The organism is Hippea alviniae EP5-r, from assembly GCF_000420385.1.
GTDB lineage: Bacteria > Campylobacterota_A > Desulfurellia > Desulfurellales > Hippeaceae > Hippea > Hippea alviniae.
This window is the reverse complement of sequence record NZ_ATUV01000001.1, coordinates 1093333-1110709: the sequence shown is the minus strand read 5'-3', so window position 1 is coordinate 1110709 and position 17377 is coordinate 1093333. Positions and strand designations below refer to the sequence as shown.

Below are 17377 nucleotides of genomic sequence, written 5' to 3'. Positions count from 1 at the left end.
TCTGCCTTCAATTGTATATATTTTGGGTAAAAAATCAAGTAAAAAATGAATGTTTAAATCTCTCTAAATGCTTTTAATGTATGAACTAAATAACAATCTAATATATATCTCAAACCGATGAAGAAGTCTTCAGTCTCAATTTTTCTCTTTTTATTAATTATCTCTTCTATCTGATTAAGATAGTCGCTTTCTTTTTTTAATTGATAAATAATGCCCTTGTTTATAAGTTCTTCTGTCTCTTCTTTGAAACTTTCCATGTATGGGCCTGTGATTGTTAAGTTATTGTAAATCAATGGTTCTATAGGGTTGTGTCCTTTTAATTTTTCATCAAAACTACCGCCAACGATGGATATTTCTGCAATACTGTATGCCTTTTCTAACTCACCCATTGTGTTAAGCAGTAGTATATTGGTTGAAGTTTTTTTATCTGTTCTTTTTGTGTATTTTATCCTGTTTGATTTTAGTCTTGACTCAAAAGTCTCTATGTCTTCTAAGTGGCGCGGTGCAAGTATAATAAAGAATCTCTCTTTAAAGGCATCAATAATGCTTACCGATAAATCTATCTCTTCTTTGTGGAAGCTTGCAAGAACAAGGATGGGTTTTGTTGTCTCTATTCTTAAATCTTTTTTTGCATTTTCAAATGTTTGTTTTGCTTTGTATTTTTTTATGTTGCCGCAGACAATCGTGTTTTTGTTGAAGTAGGCAAATCTTTTGGCATCTTCTTTGGATTTTGCAATTATAAGGTTGAAGCTGTTTATGATTCCTTTGAAAAAGAAAGAGAATTTTTTGTATCTGTCAAAACTTCTTTTGCTCATGCGTCCATTTATGAGAATGGCTGGTATTTTATGCTTTTTTAGGTATTTTAAGTAAGATGGCCAAATTTCGGTTTCAAAGAATATGGCAAGTTTTGGTTTTGTTCTGAATAATTTTTTATAAAGTGGATATAAATCAAGTGGCATCAGTATCACATTTTTATTCTTTACAAGTTCGTAGGCTGTATCGGTAAATACGCTGAAAAGTATTTTTAATCCAGTTGTTTTTTTAAGCTCTTCTGAAAACTTAAGAACGGCCTTCGTTTCGCCAAAGCTTGATGTGTGAATGAGTATGTAATCTTCAATATCAACCGATTTTGGCAGGAATCTTTCTGTGAGCTTATATCTGAGTCGCCTGTTTGTTAAAGATTTTACAAAAATTAGCGGTAGGGCAGGGATAAGGAGTATAAACAGCAAAAAATTATATAGCCAAATCATTTGTCTGCAGTTTAAACAGCTTTCTGTAATATTCGCAGTTTTTGAGCAGATAGTCGTGTTTTCCTTCTGCTAAGATTTCACCATTTCTCATAACAACAATTTTATCTGCTGTCATTGCCGTTGATATTCTGTGAGCTGCCATTATTACTGTTCTGTTTTTCATTAGGTTGTTTAGGGCTTTTTGGACAATCTGTTCGCTTTCTAAGTCTAATGCGCTTGTTGCTTCATCAAGTATGAGAATGTCTGGGTCTTTTACGATGGCTCGTGCGATGGCTATTCTTTGTCTTTCACCACCGGATAGAATTACTCCCTGCTCTCCTAAATTCGTATCATATCCGTTTTTTAGTCTCATTATAAAATCGTGTGCGTATGCGTCTTTTGCAGCTTGAATAATCTGTTCATCGGTTAGGTCATCTCGCCCATAGGCTATGTTCTCTTTTACCGTTCTGTTAAACAGAAATATGCGTTGAGAGACTATGGCTATCTTTCTTCTTAGACTTCTTAAATCAAACTCTCTTATGTCCATGCCATCTATCAGGATTTTGCCTTTTGTTGGCTCATAGAATCTTGGTATAAGCTCTAAGATTGTTGATTTTCCGCCGCCACTTTCACCAACTAAAGCAACAACGGACTTTGCAGGAATTGTTAGGTTTATATCTTTAAGCACCATCTTATTTGGGTCGTTTGAGTATGAGAAATAGACATGGTCAAACTTGATTGACTCCTTTACGCCTTCAAACGGCTTTCCTTCTGAGATTTTCTCCTTTTCCATGTCCATAATTTCAAAAATTCTCTCAACTGATGCAACAGATGTGCTTATCTGATTGTTTGCCTTTGCAAGTGTTTTGAACGGTTTGTAAAGCATAAATAGTGCTGCCATGAAAGAGAAGAATCCGCCGACAGTCAAATAGCCCTTTAAAACAATATATCCACCTATCCAGATTAGAAGGGCAACACCAACAGCTCCTATCACTTCCATTAAAGGGCTTGTTGCTTCATCTATTCTTATCGCTTCAAGTTTTATCTTTAGGAGATTATCACTTTTTAATTCAAAATCCTTTGCTTCGTCTCTTTCTTTTGCAAATGCCTTTATTAGCCTTATGTTCGTTAAGGACTCCTGTATTTTTGTCGTTAAATCGGCAATAGAGATTTGTCTTCTTTTTCCGATTTTTTTCATCTTTTTACCAAAATAAATAACGGGATATGCTGCCAAAGGAAAGACGACAGTTGCAAGAAATGCAAGTTTCCAATTGTTTACATACAAAACGACAAGCAGACCAATAAGGGTAAAAAACTCTCTGACGGTATTCGGTATAACATTGGCAATACTGTTTTGCACCTGTTCTGTATCGTTTAAGATTCTTGACATTAGTTCGCCTGTGTGGAACTTATCAAAAAAGCTTGTGGGAAGATATACAAGATGGTCAAACAGCTCGTTTCTTATATTGAAAAGCACCTTTTCTGCTATGTAATGGGTCTGGTATCCCTGAAGATAGGTAAAAAGTCCTTTAAAGGCATAGGTTAGCATGATTGCTATTGGTAAAAGGTAAAGCATCTTTTCGTTTTTTGAGATAAATATATCGTCTAATGCAGGTTTTATTAGATAAGCTGCAAGTCCAGAGAGCGCACCGACTGCAAGCATGCAGAAGAACGAGAATATTAGCCTTTTTATGTATGGCTTTAAGTATTTTAGTAATCTTTTTAACATCTCTTTGCTCATTGCACTATTTCCTTTACAATCTCATCAATCTTTTCAATCTCTAAATCGATGTCTAAATAGACAATCTCATCATCTTCCAATTTAACAAAATCCTTCAGCGTTGTCAGTAAAAGTTCTGCACCTATCTCTTTTTGCTTTCTCTTTAAAGCTTCTATCTCTTCATCTGTGTATAGATGATGGTCATCAAAGAGCTGATAACCCTTTATCTTGATGCCGCAGAGTTCTATGGTTTTTAGAAAAGAGTTAGGATTTCCTATGCCACAAAACACGAATGCGCTCCTGTTTTTATACTCAACGGGTCTGTTTTGATGGTCGAATACGCCTTTTGGTTTTACTGTTGCTTTCATACACTCATCTGTCTTTTTGTTTTGCGTGCATATCTTAAACGAGCATCTTTTTAAAAGTTTTTTTGAGTTTCTTATCATACCTGCGGGCAGATAGAGTTCTTTTTTATTCAAATTCAAGTCGTCAAATACGCATATCTCTATATCTTTTTTTAGTCTTGTTATGTGAAGTGCATCATCAAGAATTGCAAAGTCCATCTTTAACGATACGGCAAGCTCTAAAGCGGCTATTCTGTTTTTTGAAGCTATAACGGTTATAGGCAACTTTTTGGCTATCATATATGCTTCATCTGGCACTTTTGGTGGTTTTTTGAATATGTTGCCATCTATCGATACAACATGAGCTCTTTTGTCTTTTAAGGGGTATATGTTTGTTATTACACACACCTTCCCGTATCTCATCAATCTTTCTGCCAATGAGATTGCAACGGGTGTTTTGCCGCTTCCACCAACAGTTATGTTGCCTATGCTTATTACCTTTAAACTATCAAAGCTTATCTTTGGTTTTGAGTATCCTTCTTTTATATTTACAACTGCACCGTATAAAAGTGAAAATGGAATAAGCAGTGGCTTTAATCTCTTTTGGAGTTTTTCTGCTTCAACCCGATTCATTCAAAATTCCTTCTATAAGTTTTGCTTTCTCGTCAAACTCCTTTTTTGAGCGTATAAATATCGGTTCTCTCATTGTAAATTTCACTTTTGAAAATGGTTTCGGGATTATCATCCTATCCCAGCTGTTTATACGAAAGTAATTCGAGAACTCACCCACGACTGGAACGATGGGCGATTTTGTGAGATATGCAAGCTCAAGAATACCTTTTTTTAACTTTCTTGGTGGACCTTTAGGTCCGTCAGGCGTTATTCCTATGCTGTATCCGTTTTTCAGCTCATTTATCATGCTTTTTAGGGCTTTTATTGGTTCTCTGTTGCTTGAGCCCCATACTGTTTGAAGTCCGAATTTATTTATAACCATGCTTGCCAAGATACCGTCTTTGTGGGTGCTTTGGAGTATTTTCAATGGCCGTTTTTTATCGTAAGCCAAAGGAGTAAAGAGTATGACTTCATGCCAGAATGCAAATATTACGGGTTTGTCGTAGTTTTTTATAGCTGAGTCATCTAACTCTATTTTGCATAGACTTCCGTAAATCTTCAAAATCAGATAGATAAGGGTTGCCTTGAATTTCATAGGATTTTTACTATCTCTTCGGCTATTTTTGGCGTTATTGGATACTCTCCCAGCACAGTTTGTATATTTTTAAGCTGCTCTATAACCCTTTTTCTCTCTGATTTATCTGTATGAATCTTATCAAATGCTTCAAATATGTTTGATGGTGTTGCTCTGTCTTCTATTAGCTCTTCCACTATTTTTTTATCCATTATGAGATTAGGCAGAGATATATAGTTGATATTCTTTATTATCATTCTGCCTATGTTATAACTTAGTTTGCTTAGTTTATAAACGACAACCATAGGCAGACCAAACAGTGCGGCTTCAAGCGTCGTTGTGCCACTTTTTAGTATGCCAAAGTATGCCTTGTCCATAAACTCATACGAATCATTTTCCACCCTTACAAACTCGAATTCGCCTTTTATCCTGTCCCTTAGTGAGCTATTTAGGTGTTTTGGATATACCCACACAAACTCAAAATCCTCATACTTCTCTTTGATGAGTTTTGCCGCTTCAAAGATTGGTTTGTAGTTAAACTCTATTTCGCTTTTTCTTGAGCCAGGCATTAGAAGGATTATTTTTTCCTTTTTGTGTGTGCCTATTCTGTTGTGGAGCAGGTCTATCAGTGGATGTCCAAAGTATTTTATGTTTTTTAATCCTTTTGCATTGAAGAACATTCTTTCAAACGGCAGTATGGGTATAACAAGGTCTGTGTATTTTATTAGCTGTTTTATGCGATACTGTCTCCAAGCCCAAATCTGTGGCGTTATGTAATAGACCACTTTTGCACCTATTTTTTTTGAAAACTTGGCTATCTTTAGATTAAACTCTGGAAAATCAAGCAGTATGACAAGCTCTATCTTTTGCTCTTTTATTGTCTTTTTTGTTTTGCTTAAAGTGCGTAGGGCTTTTTTTATTATGCCGATAGCTTCCTTTGCACCTATTATTGATATATCTCTATAATCTGCTATCTTTTCTGTTTTGTTTTCGAGTATGTTTGAACAGATGCTAAAAAAATTGAAATTGCCTTTTCTGTTTAACTCATCAACAAGAAGGGATGCGTAATTTTCGGCAGACCTTTCACCGGTTATGATAAGCGCATTCATCTATCCCTGCAAAAGCCCCTTGATGAATTCTTTAAAAATTCAATCATGTGGATGACATGCTTTGATGGGCTATTCTTTAGCTTTTCGTAGGCTTCTTTGAATGTTAGCTTGCTTTTGAAGATGGTTTTGTATGCTTCTTTTAAATCTTCTATATCTTTGGCTGAGAATCCAGCTCTTTTTAAGCCTATCAGATTCAAGCCGTGCAGGTTTGCCCTTATGCCTGTTGCAAGACAGAACGGAGCAACATCTAAAGCGAGCCCACTCATTCCACCAATCATTGCAAACTTGCCGATTCTTACAAACTGATGAATGGCTGTCATGCCGCCTATAACGGCGTTATCTTCAACTATCACATGACCTGCAAACTGGACGGCATTTGCAACGATGATATTATTACCCAAAATGCAGTCATGAGCTATGTGAACATACGCCATAATAAGGCAGTTGTTGCCTATACGTGTTATTCCGCCACCACCTTTTGTTCCTCTGTTTATCATGCAGAACTCTCTGATCGTTGTATTGTCGCCTATGATGAGCTGACTAAATTCGCCTTTAAACTTTAAATCTTGCGGTATTGTTCCCAAAACAGCAGACGGAAATATTTTACAACCTTTGCCTATGGTTGTGTATGAGTCTATAAATGCATTTGCTTCTATAACCGTATTGTCGCCTATCTCGACATTGTCCCTTATGTTTACATTTGGACCTATTATGACATTATCGCCTATCTTTACATTTTCTCCTATGATTGCCGTTTCGTGTATTTGCGCTGCCATTTTATCACCTTAATCTATTTTTGCTGTCATTGTGGCAAAAGCTGTTAGTTTGTCGTTAACAAACGCTTCACCTTTAATTTTCCAAACGCCCAATTTGTGTTTTAGTATCTCAACCTTCATCAGCAACTGGTCTCCTGGTATCACAGTTCTTTTGAAGCGGGCTTTTTCTATCTCGACGAAATATACCATTCTCTGTCCACCTATGGAGCGTTCGAACTCTTCTTTATCCATTGATAGAAAAGCTAATATTCCACCACTTTGGGCCATAGCTTCAACAATTAACACACCGGGCATTACTGCAGCCTGTGGAAAATGACCAACAAAAAACGGCTCATTGACCGTTACATTCTTAATTGTCTTTATCCATTTGCCTTTTTCGTATTCTAAAACCCTATCAACAAGCAGGAACGGGTATCTGTGCGGTAGTATCTTTTTTATCTCTTCAATCATCAGCATCTTCAAGCTCCTTTATCTTGTTCTCTAACTCCTTTATCTTTTTATACATTTCATATAGCTTTGGCATGATGGCAGAACTTTTGAGCCAATCTTTATGTTCATATACGGGAATGCCAGAATATACTCCAGCCTTTCTTATACTGCTTCCAACGCCAGATTTTGCCGTTATTATGACATTATCAGCTATCTTGAGATGTCCTGCTATGCCTGTTTGACCTGCAAGTATTACATTCTTGCCGAGTTTTGTTGAGCCTGAGATCCCGCTCTGAGCAACGATTATAGAGTTTTCGCCAATCTGGACATTGTGTGCTATTTGGACAAGGTTGTCTATCTTTGTGCCCTTTTTTATAACTGTGCTTTCAAGTGCAGCTCTGTCGATGGAGACATTTGAGCCTATCTCAACATCATCTTCTATTATAACATTGCCTATCTGTGGGATTTTTAAATGCTCTCCGTCTTCTGTGTCTGCATAACCAAAACCGTCACTTCCTATCACACTTCCTGAGTGTATTATTACGTTGTTTCCTATAATGCTCTTCTCTCTTATAGCAACATGTGGATAGATTAGGCAGTTATCACCTATTTCAACATCATCTCCAATAAAGACAAAAGGCATTATCCTTGTTTGCTTGCCGATTTTTACATTTCTGCCTATATAAACAAACTCTTCTACTCTTGCGCTCTTGTCTATTTGGGCTGTTTTATCTATGCTTGATTTATCGCTGATGTATGGTTCTGGTGGTGGTGTTTTATAGACGAACCTTATGATTTTTGCAAATGCGAGATACGGGTTATCACATATTATGAAGTTTAGATTTGGATATTCTTCCGTGTTTATTTTGTTTGATGCAATAATGCAGTCTGCTTTGGTTGAGCTTAGGTATTTTTCGTATTTTGGGTTTGAGATAAAGGTTAATTCACCAGATTTTGCCTTCTCTATTGGTGCTATGTTTGTTATCTCTTTATCTTCTCTTATTATGGCTTTGCAACCAAGCAGATTGGCAAGTTCGCTTATTCTCATTTTGTCTTGGTGTTATCCATTAGCTTTATGATTGTTTTTGTTATGTTTAGGGAGTCTTTCCAATAGATTACATTGCCCTGGCTAACTTCAAAAACACCGTCAAGGTTGTGTTTTTCTGCATATTTTTTGATTGTGTTTATTGCTAATTTTAGCACCTTGTTTGTCTCTTCGACTTCTTTGTTTCTTACTTCTTCTGCTGCTTTTGCTTGATACATTTGAAGGTCTCTGTATTTTTCTTCATACTCTTTCTTTAGCTTGTCTTTTTCGGCTTTTGAAATGTTTTTAGCATTGAGCTTTTTAAGAAGCTTCTGAAGCGCATCACTTTTTCTCTTTATGACGGTCTTTTTTGCTTCAATTAATGCCTGAATCTGGCTCTTTGCCTTCTTACCAGCTTGGCTCTCCTGTAAAATCTGACGCAAGTTTACAAAAGCTATATTTGATGCTTTTGCCTGCATGCTAAACAGAATTGCCGTTATACATACTACCACAGTCAAAATCGCTACTCTCTTCATTTTTTACCCCCTTTGTTTTTTAGAAGAGTGCACCCATCGAGAAGAGAAATACAGTAGATTTTTCTCCATCTTTTGGCGATAGGTTCTTTCCTATTGATACTCTTATTGGTCCAAGCGGCGATATCCATCTAATCTCAAAGCCAGCATCTGTTTTTGTTCTTCCGTAGCTTGAATCCCAGCAGTTTCCGACATCTCCGAATATAACACCATAGAAGTGTAAATCACCGATGATAGGGAATATAAGCTCTGCGGACGAGTAGAATTCTTTTAAGCCGCCAATGTAGTTGCCTTCATCATCTTTTGGCGATACTTTACCTTCTTCAAAGCCTCTTAGATTGTCTATGCCTCCTAAGTAAAATCTTCTATCGACGGGAACTTCTTTGCCAGATAAACCCTTTGCTGCACCAAATTCACCCTTTATATGTCCTATAAAATCCCAAAATAGCGGATGGAAGTATTCAGCAAATATGACACTTTTTATGTATTTTCTATCGCCACCAAGACCGGCAAAGCGTGTCGTTATATTGGCGTTTATTCCTGTTGTTGGGAATATGTAGTTGTCAAGAGTATTGTATGTGACAAAAGGTATAAGAGCACTTTCTATGTGTAATCCTTTCTCATGCTCTAAATAGTATCCTGGGTTGTCGGTATCAAGCGTTATCTTTTCTCGCGTTAGAGAATATTTTAACCCGACTGTAAGTGTTTGCTCAAAGAATCTTCTTGATATGGATGGAACTATGCCAGTACTTGTGCTTTCGTAATCGTAGTTGTTGAATTTCTGGTGGAATATATCAACACCTATGGCAATTGGTCTGTTATGCCACCAAGGATTGACTAAATTTAAGTCAAAATAGGAAGATTTAGATGAAATATTTGCTGAAAACTTACCGTGAATACCTGTTCCGAACAGGTTTGACTCTGATATAGAACCCATTGCTGCAAATTTTGTATAGGAACCATATCCTGCACCTATTTTTAGCATGCCGGTGCGTTTCTCTTTTACATGGACTATCATCTTGAGCTTATCTTTACCCATTCTTTTTGTTTCTATTTTTACATTCTGGAAGAAATCTAAATTTATGAGATTTCTCTTTGATTTTGTTATCTTTGTTGTTGAATATAAATCGCCTTCTTTAAGCAGGAGTTCTCTTCTTATAACATTATCATGTGTTCTTATGTTGCCTGTTATTTCTATTCTTCCTATGTGAACCTTTGGGCCTTTGTCTATAACTAAGGTTACTCCTGCAGTATGACTCTTTTTGTCCTTTTTGATTATCGGGTTTACATCGGCAAAGGCATATCCCTTATCTCCGTACATATCGGTTATTTTCTCTATGCCTTCTCTTAGTTTGACCATATTGAATGGTTTGCCTATTTCCATATCTAAAGCTTCAAGCAGCTCTTTTGGTTTATAAGGCTCTGTGTTTTTAAATTTTATGTATTTAAGTGTATATTTTGGCCCTTCTTTGATTGAGATGTCGATGTGAATGCTACCAGTGTCTGGCTCAATATTTACAATAGGCTCACTTACATTTACATCCAAATAGCCCTTTGCAAGGTATTTGTCTATTATTTTTTGTCTATCGCTTTCAAGTTCGTTTATTCTTAGTTTTCCAGTGTAAAACCATGGTAGCCATGTTAAAATGTAAGGGCCCTTCTTTACATGATTTTTGAGTCCATCTTCAAGTTCGCTTATGCTTATATGCTTATTGCCAATAATGTTTATGTCTCTTATGACTGTTTCCTTGCTCTCTTTTATATGAAAGATTATATCAACTCTGTTATTTGGCTGTTTTTTTAGTGTGTAAGTTATTCTTGTTAAATACATGCCTTTGCCTGCATACATGCCGAGCATATTGCTAATTGTCTGTTCTATTAGTTTTTTGTTCAGTATGTTATACGGTTTTATCTTTAAGGCTTTTTGTAAGTCTTTGTCGGATATCTCGTGATTGCCTTCAAAAATAATGTATCTAACAGATGGTTTTTCCGCTACCTTAAAAGTTAAAATATCCCCATTTTTTGTTTTTGTTATATATGCTGATATGGTTTTGTAGAAACCAAGGTTGTATATGTTTAAAATATCTTTATCTATTTGTTTTAGAGATAATACCTCTCCTGGTTTTGTCTTTATAACACTTAAAACCGTCTCCTTATCTGTTCTTAAGGTGCCTTTTATGTTTATTGAGATTACCTTTTCTGCATACGATATTGAAGCAGTGGAGAGAGTCAAAAAAGTTATCAGTGAGATACTAAGCTTTTTCACTTAAAACCCCTTCCGAAAGGTATAATATTCTATCACACACTTTTGCAACATCATAGCTATGAGTAGCTATAATAAAAGAGTGCCCAGTTTCTTGGTTGATTTGTTTCATAGTCTTTACTATATCTATTGAACTCTTTTTGTCAAGATTGGCTGTTGGCTCATCGGCTATTAACAGCTCTGGTGAGTTTATTAAAGCCCGTGCTAAAGCAACTCTTTGAAGTTCACCGCCAGAAAGTGTGTTTGGATAGGCATCTATTTTGTTTCTGTTTAATCCAACAAGCTCAAGTAAATTTAAAACACTCTCTTTTTCTGGCTTTTTGCTGTTTTTTATCATGTAGGGTAGGGCAATATTCTCATAAACCGTCAGCTCTCCCATTAGAGAGTAAAACTGAAATACGAAACCGATATGTTCGTTTCTGAGTTGAGCCGTTTTTTTCTCATCAAACTCTATCTCTCTATCTAAGAATATCAGTTTACCTTCATCTGGCTTGCTTAACAAACCCAAAATATGTAATAGAGTGCTTTTACCAGAGCCAGAAACACCCATTATAGCAACCATCTCATTCTCTTTGACTTCAAGATTTATGCCATTTAAAATGGTGATTCTTTTACCAGCCGAAAGAAAGCCCTTTTTTATATTTGTAGTTTTGAGCAGAATCATGACCTTAAAACCTGAACGATATTTAGTTTTGATGCCTTTGACGCTGGGTATAATCCAGATAGAATAACAAGCAGAAAGGATAAAATGCTTATAAGTGCAATGTAAAACAGATTTATGTCAACAGGTATGGTTGTTATGTAATAGACGCTTTTTGGAAGCTCTATGAAGTGGTATTTTTTAAGCAGAAAGCTCAATGTTATGCCTAAAACATCGCCAATAAACACACCGATTACACCAATGATGGCTGCTTGTTTTATAAATATGTTTTTGATGTTTTTTTCTGTTGCACCTAAGCTTCTGAGTATCGCTATCTCTTTTGTTTTCTCCATTACCATCATTGTTAGAGAGCTTGTGATATTGAATGCAGCAACGAGCACAACCAAAAGCAGAATAATAAACATAGCCGTTTTTTCTAATTTTAGAGCCGTAAAGAAGTTGCTGTTTATCTGAATCCAGTTTGATGTGTAAAAATTTTCAGGCAGTTGCATAGCTAATCTGTTAGAGAACTCTTCTGCTTTAAAAGGCTCTTTTAACTCTATTGCTATTGTGTTTATCTTACCTTTTAGATTGGTCTTGTTCCACAGCATGGAGAGTGGAATATAAACAAAGGTTGAATCGTAATCATACATGCCACATTTGAATATGCCACTTACCTGAGCTTTGAATGATAATGGTGCAAAGCCAAACGGTGTTGTTTTGCCAAATGGCAATATTACTCTTACTGTTTCTCCAATACCTATGCCCAGCATCTTTGCAAGCTCATAGCCAATAACCACGCCACTATCCGTAAGTTTGCCTTTGATTATGTATTTTTCAACAGGATTATTTCTATTTGGGTTTATACCGTTTATGACGATGCCTGTTGAGAAATTGCAGCAGCTTAACATACCCTGAGTTGTAAGCAGTGGATAGACGAATTTAACACCCTTTTCCTTTTTTAGTTTATCAATAAACGAATTACTGTAATCAAACACGCCATAGCTGTTTTTTATAAATACATGTGGCGTTATGTCTAAAATCTTTTTCTCAAGCTCTTTGTCAAATCCGTTCATCACGCCCATAACAATTATTAAAGCTGCAACACCTACTATTATGCCAAGAATTGACATTAAAGAAGAGAAAGAGATAAATCTCTCTTTCCCTTTGGACGATTTTATATATTTTACGGCTAAGAAGTTTTCAAAATTTGCCATCTATTATACTTTTAGCGGTTTTGTTAAAGCCTTCTGCAATACATCTTCCATTGTTTTGGCGTAATGATACTTTAATTTTTTGGATTTTATCTGATTCATAACTTCTTCTGCATCCTTTTTGTTGTCATACGGTATAATTATCTCATTTATCCCTGCACGCAATGCTGCGAGTGTTTTCTCTTTCAATCCACCAATCGGCAGGACCCTTCCGCGCAGTGTTATTTCACCTGTCATGGCTATATCGTGTCTTACGGGTATTTCGGTTAAACAGGAGATAATTGCTGTTGCCATTGTTATACCGGCACTTGGGCCATCTTTTGGTGTTGCACCTTCGGGCACATGAATATGTAAGTCGTATTTCTCATGGAAGTCTTCTTCAAGCCCAAGCATCTTATACCTGCTTCGAGCAAATGTTAGAGCGGCTTGAGCCGACTCCTTCATAACATCTCCCAAAGAACCTGTAAGAATCAGCTTACCAGAGCCCTTAACCTTTGAGACTTCTATAAACAGGATTGAACCGCCAACAGGCGTCCATGCAAGGCCTGTTGCTATACCTACATAATCCTTGTCCAGTTTCTCATCAACATTGAATGGTGGAACACCTAAATATTTGGTTATGTTGTTTGCCGTTATTGAAAATTCCGTCTCTTTTGAACCTTCGGCTATCTTTCTTGCTATTTTTCTTAGAACCTTTGATATGGTTTTTTCAAGGTTTCTTACTCCAGCTTCGCGTGTATAATTCTCTATAATCTTTCTTATTGCGGCATCGGTGAAGTTTATCTTAAAGTTTTCAAGTCCATGTTCCTTTATTTGTTTTGGTATTATGTATTTTTTGGCTATCTTTATCTTCTCTTCAACTGTATAGCCGCTTAGTCTTATCACTTCCATTCTGTCGAGTAGTGGTGGCGGTATCGTCTCTGTTGTATTTGCCGTTGTTATAAAGAACACTTCGCTTAAATCAAACGGAACGCCAAGATAGTGGTCTTCAAACTCGTTATTCTGCTCAGGGTCTAATGCTTCAAGTAAAGCGCTTGCTGGGTCTCCTGAAAAATCCCTACTGAGTTTATCTATCTCGTCTAACACAAATACAGGGTTTTTAACTCCGGCTTGCTTTAATCCTTGAATAATTCTGCCTGGCAGTGCTCCAACATAGGTTCTTCTGTGGCCTCTTATTTCTGCTTCGTCTCTTACACCGCCAAGCGATATTCTTACGAGCTTTCTATTTATTGCCCTTGCTATCGATTTTGCAAGTGAAGTTTTACCAACACCTGGTGGTCCAACGAAACACAAAATAGGTCCTTTCATATCCTGTTTGAGTTTTTTAACCGACAGATACTCCAAAATTCTTGTTTTTGCTTCTTTTATGTCGTAATGATCTTCGTCTAAAATTTTTTGAACTTCTTTTATGTTTATCTTCTCTTTTGAGCGTTTATTCCATGGCATTGCAATCATCCAGTCTAAGTATGTCCTGATCACATTTGCTTCTGCAGAGTCTGGATGCATCTTTGCTAATCTTGAGAGCTGTTTTTCTGCTTCTTTTTGGGCTTCTTTTGGCATCTTTGCTTTTTTGATTTTCTCTTTTAGTTCTTCTATCTCGTCAGATATATCGCCTTCTCCAAGCTCTTTCTTGATTGCTTTCATCTGTTCTCGCAGGAAATACTCTTTCTGCGTTTTTGATATCTCTTCTTTTGCTTGATTTTGAATCTTTGTTTGAAGTGCCAATAGTTGTAACTCTTTATCCAGTATCTCTTTTAACTTTCTTAATCTATTTTCAACAGACTCTATTTCCAAAAGTTCTTGAGCTATATGAGTTTTTAGTTGAATGTTGCTTGCTATTATGTCTGCGAATTTATCGGACTCTTCTATGTTATTTGCTATAACGACTATGTCATTTGGAATGTTCTTATTGTATGCTGCAAGTTGCTGGAGCTGGTCTTTTATAGTGCGCATTAGGGCTTCTATTTCCATTTCTTGATATTCTGTCAATGGTGGTATGTCAATTTTCTCTTCTATCTGGGCTTCTATGTATGGTGTAAACTGTTTAAACTCTTTTACCTTTACCTTTTTTAATCCCTGAACTAAAACCTTGACTCTGCCGTCTGGCATCTTTAACATTCTTAAGATTAAACATGCTGTTCCGACATGATATACATCGTCTGCTGTTGGTTCGTCTATATTTGCCTTTTTTTGGGTTAATGTTATGATTATTCTATCTTTTGATAGTGCTTCGTCTATCGCTTTGATTGAAAAATCTCTTCCAACAAACAAGGGTATTATCATATATGGAAAGACAACCATGTCTCTTAAAGGTAAAACTGGTGCTATCTCTGGTATCTGCATGGTGTCGCTGTTTGTCTCACTCATGTTCCACTCCTTGTATCACTATTTTTAATATCCCATCTTCATAATTTATATCTTGCACTCTTTTTGAAGCTGTGGGCAAATCTATGGTTTTTTTAAACTTACCAAAAACCCTTTCGGCAAGCAGATAAACACCTTCTTCTCTGTTCAATCTCTTTCTCTCTCCTAAAATCTCAAGCTTTAGGCCGTTTATAATATTAATGCTTAGGCTGTTTATATCAAGGTTTGGTATGTCAAGCTCAACGATTATTTTATTATTTATAACGCTTACATCACACGCAGGCTCCCATATGTACTCCTGCTTTATGAGAATCTCTAATATATCGAGAGCAATTTTATTACTCATGGAATAGTTTTCTTAGCTCTTCTGTGTATTTGCTATTTGGGAATCTGTTTTTTAGTTCTTTAAAGAATTCATAAGCTTCTTTTTTCCTGCCCAAGGCATAATAGACTTTTGAGAGATAGTAAAGCATCTCATCGTTGAATTTTATGTTTTTAAAGTGTTTATACATGTAATTTAGTCTATTTTCTGCGGCTTTAAACTCATCTAAATCAGCATAAAATTTTGCCACAAATAACTCGTGTTGATATAATTCTTCAACGCTTTTTGTAAGATAATAGTAAACTTTATCTTTGTATGGATTGTTTGGATATTCATTTAAGAACTCTAAAAACTCCCTTATCGCTTCTCTAACGGGTGTTGCATCGCATTTATAACCATTTCTCTCTTTGTAATAGCTTAGAGCTATTCTGTATTTTGCATACACAACATCTTTGCTGTTTGGATAGAGTTTTAAGAATTTTCTGTAATAATCTCGTGCAAGCATATAATCGCCTTTAGCGAAATAAACATCACCAAGAATAAGTGTAGCTCTTTTTGCATAGATACTGCCTGGGTGCTGGGCATTTATCATTGTAAGTGCATGCTCTGCTTCCTGATAATCGTGGTTTATGTAATCTTGGACTCCTTCATTGTACCACTCATAGGCTGGTTTTTCTTCTTCGTGTGGTATGATTTTCTTGTGCGATGAGCATCCAGCAAGGAAAAAAGCCACACCACACCCTATAACGAAAATTGACTTTTTCACAATACAAACTCCTTTACCTTCAAGTTGCAGTCTTTAACCACAACCCGGTGAGATACCGCTTGGGTCGTCTTCCCAATCGTCGTCTTCCCAGGTTTTTTCTGATATCTTTTTTGTCTCTTCTTCTTTTGTCTCTTCTATCTTCTCTTTCTCTTCCATGACTCTTCGAACCTAACCCTTTTTAAAACATCTTCACCGATAAGTTCATTCACCCTTTTTACTATTTCGCCTTCAAAGAATGATAATTCTTGAGAGAAAACAGAGTTTGGCGTTCCTATCCATACTGTCTTATCTTTAAACCCTTTTATTTTAATCTGAGACGATAGACCCTCACCCAAAACATGCTTTAAAGCTTCGAAAACAAGCTCAGAAACATAAATCTTCTCAAACGCCTCGTTTTTTATTAGGTCTTCTTTTATAATTTGGCCTACGCTTCTTAACATGGCGTACCCGGGGGGATTTGAACCCCCAACCTTAAGATCCGGAGTCTTACGCTCTATCCAGCTTGAGCTACGGGCACTTCATTTTTTACCATTACCACCCAATCATTCTCATTTTTCTTAAGCACATTGTCAACGGTGGCTTTTACTGCAAATGCCGCCTTTGCTACAACAGATATATCTTCATATCTGTTTACATAAACAAGCATGAAGTTGCCCTTTTTCACAGACTCCAGAGCTTTCTGAACTCTCTCTGTTATTGTCTGTTCATCTTGGCTTCTTAAATCTAACTCTTTATCGATGTTGAAGGTATCGCTCTTGCCATCCATTTTTATTTACCTCCAAAATATTTATTTTTTAGTTTGTCGTGTTTTTTCTGTATTTTCTGTTGAATTTCTCAACTCTTCCAGTCTCATCAACTATCTTCTGTTTGCCTGTGAAGTATGGATGACATTTTGAACATACCTGAACGGTGAGATTTGGAACTGTTGACCTTGTAACTATCTCATTACCACATGCACATCTTATTGTTGTAAGCTCATACTTTGGATGAATGCCTTTTTTCATTTCGCACACCTCTCCTTCGAAATTTTCATTTTGGAAGATTAACATAATTTTACCGAACAGGCAATAATTTTAAGGATTTTTTTGTTTCAAGTAGAATAAACGGTGAATATAAAAACTTTCTTGGTTTAGTGAATTGTTAAGCTAATCAAAAAAGATTTGCTTGAAAGTTTTTAGCTATGGAAGTGTTTTGATTGTCTGATTTGCATAATAATAACACATAAATTTTTATTTGCCTTTTTTGAATTTGCTTTTTATCTCTTTATAATCAATCTGTTTTGTTGAATATACTCCAGTTCCTGGAATTCCTGTTGTTATTCTTATACCATTTTTGCCGAATGTTATGTGAAATCCACGCCTGCCAAAAGAGATAGAAAATCCGCTTTTCGATATGTTCAGTGTTATGCCTTTGGTTAATCTTATTCTTCTGTAAAATCTTATGCTCATATTTTTATTC

At 36.1% G+C, this 17377-nt stretch carries 20 protein-coding genes and 1 tRNA gene; all 21 read right to left on the bottom strand.

From position 1 onward, the window contains the following. Positions 1-53: 53 nt before the first annotated feature. Positions 54-1250, bottom strand: coding sequence for a 3-deoxy-D-manno-octulosonic acid transferase (locus G415_RS0105750; protein WP_022670664.1), 1197 nt, complete (start codon positions 1248-1250; stop codon positions 54-56). Continuing rightward, positions 1234-2970: an ABC transporter ATP-binding protein gene (locus tag G415_RS0105745; protein ID WP_022670663.1), complete on the bottom strand. Its 1737-nt coding sequence runs from the start codon at positions 2968-2970 to the stop codon at positions 1234-1236. The genes G415_RS0105750 and G415_RS0105745 overlap by 17 nt, the downstream gene beginning before the upstream one ends. After that, positions 2967-3926, bottom strand: a complete 960-nt coding sequence (gene lpxK, locus G415_RS0105740) for a tetraacyldisaccharide 4'-kinase (RefSeq protein WP_022670662.1) — start codon at positions 3924-3926, stop codon at positions 2967-2969. The genes G415_RS0105745 and lpxK overlap by 4 nt, the downstream gene beginning before the upstream one ends. Then, positions 3913-4500 carry a lysophospholipid acyltransferase family protein gene (locus G415_RS0105735; protein WP_022670661.1) on the bottom strand — a complete coding sequence of 196 codons (588 nt, stop codon included), beginning with the start codon at positions 4498-4500 and terminating at the stop codon, positions 3913-3915. The genes lpxK and G415_RS0105735 overlap by 14 nt, the downstream gene beginning before the upstream one ends. Then, complete coding sequence (gene lpxB, locus G415_RS0105730) at positions 4497-5588, bottom strand: lipid-A-disaccharide synthase (protein WP_022670660.1); 1092 nt, start codon at positions 5586-5588, stop codon at positions 4497-4499. The genes G415_RS0105735 and lpxB overlap by 4 nt, the downstream gene beginning before the upstream one ends. Continuing rightward, the gene (lpxA, locus tag G415_RS0105725) at positions 5585-6364 is read right to left on the bottom strand and encodes an acyl-ACP--UDP-N-acetylglucosamine O-acyltransferase (RefSeq protein WP_022670659.1); all 780 of its coding nucleotides are present in this window, start codon (positions 6362-6364) and stop codon (positions 5585-5587) included. The genes lpxB and lpxA overlap by 4 nt, the downstream gene beginning before the upstream one ends. A 9-nt stretch (positions 6365-6373) precedes the next feature. Then, positions 6374-6820 carry a 3-hydroxyacyl-ACP dehydratase FabZ gene (gene fabZ, locus G415_RS0105720; protein ID WP_033378672.1) on the bottom strand — a complete coding sequence of 149 codons (447 nt, stop codon included), beginning with the start codon at positions 6818-6820 and terminating at the stop codon, positions 6374-6376. After that, on the bottom strand, positions 6807-7841 hold the full coding sequence (gene lpxD, locus G415_RS0105715; RefSeq protein ID WP_022670657.1) for a UDP-3-O-(3-hydroxymyristoyl)glucosamine N-acyltransferase: 1035 nt from the start codon (positions 7839-7841) through the stop codon (positions 6807-6809). The genes fabZ and lpxD overlap by 14 nt, the downstream gene beginning before the upstream one ends. Further along, positions 7838-8353, bottom strand: coding sequence for an OmpH/Skp family outer membrane protein (locus tag G415_RS0105710; RefSeq protein ID WP_022670656.1), 516 nt, complete (start codon positions 8351-8353; stop codon positions 7838-7840). The genes lpxD and G415_RS0105710 overlap by 4 nt, the downstream gene beginning before the upstream one ends. A gap of 19 nt (positions 8354-8372) precedes the next feature. Next, the gene (gene bamA / locus G415_RS0105705) at positions 8373-10616 is read right to left on the bottom strand and encodes an outer membrane protein assembly factor BamA (RefSeq protein WP_022670655.1); all 2244 of its coding nucleotides are present in this window, start codon (positions 10614-10616) and stop codon (positions 8373-8375) included. Further along, positions 10603-11277: an ABC transporter ATP-binding protein gene (locus tag G415_RS0105700; protein ID WP_022670654.1), complete on the bottom strand. Its 675-nt coding sequence runs from the start codon at positions 11275-11277 to the stop codon at positions 10603-10605. The genes bamA and G415_RS0105700 overlap by 14 nt, the downstream gene beginning before the upstream one ends. Next, entirely contained in the window at positions 11274-12470 is a 1197-nt protein-coding gene (locus G415_RS0105695) for an FtsX-like permease family protein (RefSeq protein WP_022670653.1), read from the bottom strand. The genes G415_RS0105700 and G415_RS0105695 overlap by 4 nt, the downstream gene beginning before the upstream one ends. Before the next feature lie 3 nt (positions 12471-12473). Continuing rightward, on the bottom strand, positions 12474-14834 hold the full coding sequence (gene lon / locus G415_RS09995; RefSeq protein WP_022670651.1) for an endopeptidase La: 2361 nt from the start codon (positions 14832-14834) through the stop codon (positions 12474-12476). Beyond that, the gene (locus G415_RS0105685) at positions 14827-15177 is read right to left on the bottom strand and encodes an Hsp20/alpha crystallin family protein (protein ID WP_022670650.1); all 351 of its coding nucleotides are present in this window, start codon (positions 15175-15177) and stop codon (positions 14827-14829) included. Before G415_RS0105685 ends, lon begins: the two co-directional genes overlap by 8 nt. Then, positions 15170-15919 carry an outer membrane protein assembly factor BamD gene (locus G415_RS0105680; RefSeq protein ID WP_022670649.1) on the bottom strand — a complete coding sequence of 250 codons (750 nt, stop codon included), beginning with the start codon at positions 15917-15919 and terminating at the stop codon, positions 15170-15172. Before G415_RS0105680 ends, G415_RS0105685 begins: the two co-directional genes overlap by 8 nt. A 33-nt stretch (positions 15920-15952) precedes the next feature. Next, positions 15953-16075, bottom strand: coding sequence for a hypothetical protein (locus G415_RS11330; protein ID WP_022670648.1), 123 nt, complete (start codon positions 16073-16075; stop codon positions 15953-15955). Continuing rightward, positions 16054-16359, bottom strand: a complete 306-nt coding sequence (locus G415_RS0105670) for a DciA family protein (protein WP_026939610.1) — start codon at positions 16357-16359, stop codon at positions 16054-16056. The genes G415_RS11330 and G415_RS0105670 overlap by 22 nt, the downstream gene beginning before the upstream one ends. Then, positions 16359-16436: transfer RNA gene (locus G415_RS0105665), tRNA-Arg, on the bottom strand. The genes G415_RS0105670 and G415_RS0105665 overlap by 1 nt, the downstream gene beginning before the upstream one ends. After that, the gene (locus G415_RS10970; protein WP_026939609.1) at positions 16413-16685 is read right to left on the bottom strand and encodes a hypothetical protein; all 273 of its coding nucleotides are present in this window, start codon (positions 16683-16685) and stop codon (positions 16413-16415) included. Before G415_RS10970 ends, G415_RS0105665 begins: the two co-directional genes overlap by 24 nt. 28 nt (positions 16686-16713) lie before the next feature. Then, the gene (gene rpmE / locus G415_RS0105655) at positions 16714-16923 is read right to left on the bottom strand and encodes a 50S ribosomal protein L31 (RefSeq protein ID WP_022670647.1); all 210 of its coding nucleotides are present in this window, start codon (positions 16921-16923) and stop codon (positions 16714-16716) included. Positions 16924-17148: 225 nt separating this feature from the next. Then, positions 17149-17367: a DUF4236 domain-containing protein gene (locus G415_RS09990; protein ID WP_022670645.1), complete on the bottom strand. Its 219-nt coding sequence runs from the start codon at positions 17365-17367 to the stop codon at positions 17149-17151. Between the last annotated feature and the right edge of the window lie 10 nt (positions 17368-17377).

Excerpts from the sequence above, each read along its gene's own strand:
- G415_RS0105700 (WP_022670654.1), bottom strand. The coding sequence starts at position 11,277 with ATGATTCTGCTCAAAACTACAAATATAAAAAAGGGCTTTCTTTCGGCT.
- G415_RS0105710 (WP_022670656.1), bottom strand. The coding sequence starts at position 8,353 with ATGAAGAGAGTAGCGATTTTGACTGTGGTAGTATGTATAACGGCAATT.
- G415_RS09990 (WP_022670645.1), bottom strand. The coding sequence starts at position 17,367 with ATGAGCATAAGATTTTACAGAAGAATAAGATTAACCAAAGGCATAACA.
- G415_RS10970 (WP_026939609.1), bottom strand. The coding sequence starts at position 16,685 with ATGGATGGCAAGAGCGATACCTTCAACATCGATAAAGAGTTAGATTTA.
- rpmE (WP_022670647.1), bottom strand. The coding sequence starts at position 16,923 with ATGAAAAAAGGCATTCATCCAAAGTATGAGCTTACAACAATAAGATGT.
- lon (WP_022670651.1), bottom strand. The coding sequence starts at position 14,834 with ATGAGTGAGACAAACAGCGACACCATGCAGATACCAGAGATAGCACCA.
- lpxD (WP_022670657.1), bottom strand. The coding sequence starts at position 7,841 with ATGAGAATAAGCGAACTTGCCAATCTGCTTGGTTGCAAAGCCATAATA.
- fabZ (WP_033378672.1), bottom strand. The coding sequence starts at position 6,820 with ATGCTGATGATTGAAGAGATAAAAAAGATACTACCGCACAGATACCCG.
- G415_RS11330 (WP_022670648.1), bottom strand. The coding sequence starts at position 16,075 with ATGGAAGAGAAAGAGAAGATAGAAGAGACAAAAGAAGAAGAGACAAAA.
- G415_RS0105735 (WP_022670661.1), bottom strand. The coding sequence starts at position 4,500 with ATGAAATTCAAGGCAACCCTTATCTATCTGATTTTGAAGATTTACGGA.
- lpxA (WP_022670659.1), bottom strand. The coding sequence starts at position 6,364 with ATGGCAGCGCAAATACACGAAACGGCAATCATAGGAGAAAATGTAAAG.
- lpxB (WP_022670660.1), bottom strand. The coding sequence starts at position 5,588 with ATGAATGCGCTTATCATAACCGGTGAAAGGTCTGCCGAAAATTACGCA.
- lpxK (WP_022670662.1), bottom strand. The coding sequence starts at position 3,926 with ATGAATCGGGTTGAAGCAGAAAAACTCCAAAAGAGATTAAAGCCACTG.
- G415_RS0105670 (WP_026939610.1), bottom strand. The coding sequence starts at position 16,359 with ATGTTAAGAAGCGTAGGCCAAATTATAAAAGAAGACCTAATAAAAAAC.
- G415_RS0105695 (WP_022670653.1), bottom strand. The coding sequence starts at position 12,470 with ATGGCAAATTTTGAAAACTTCTTAGCCGTAAAATATATAAAATCGTCC.
- G415_RS0105685 (WP_022670650.1), bottom strand. The coding sequence starts at position 15,177 with ATGAGTAATAAAATTGCTCTCGATATATTAGAGATTCTCATAAAGCAG.
- G415_RS0105750 (WP_022670664.1), bottom strand. The coding sequence starts at position 1,250 with ATGATTTGGCTATATAATTTTTTGCTGTTTATACTCCTTATCCCTGCC.
- G415_RS0105745 (WP_022670663.1), bottom strand. The coding sequence starts at position 2,970 with ATGAGCAAAGAGATGTTAAAAAGATTACTAAAATACTTAAAGCCATAC.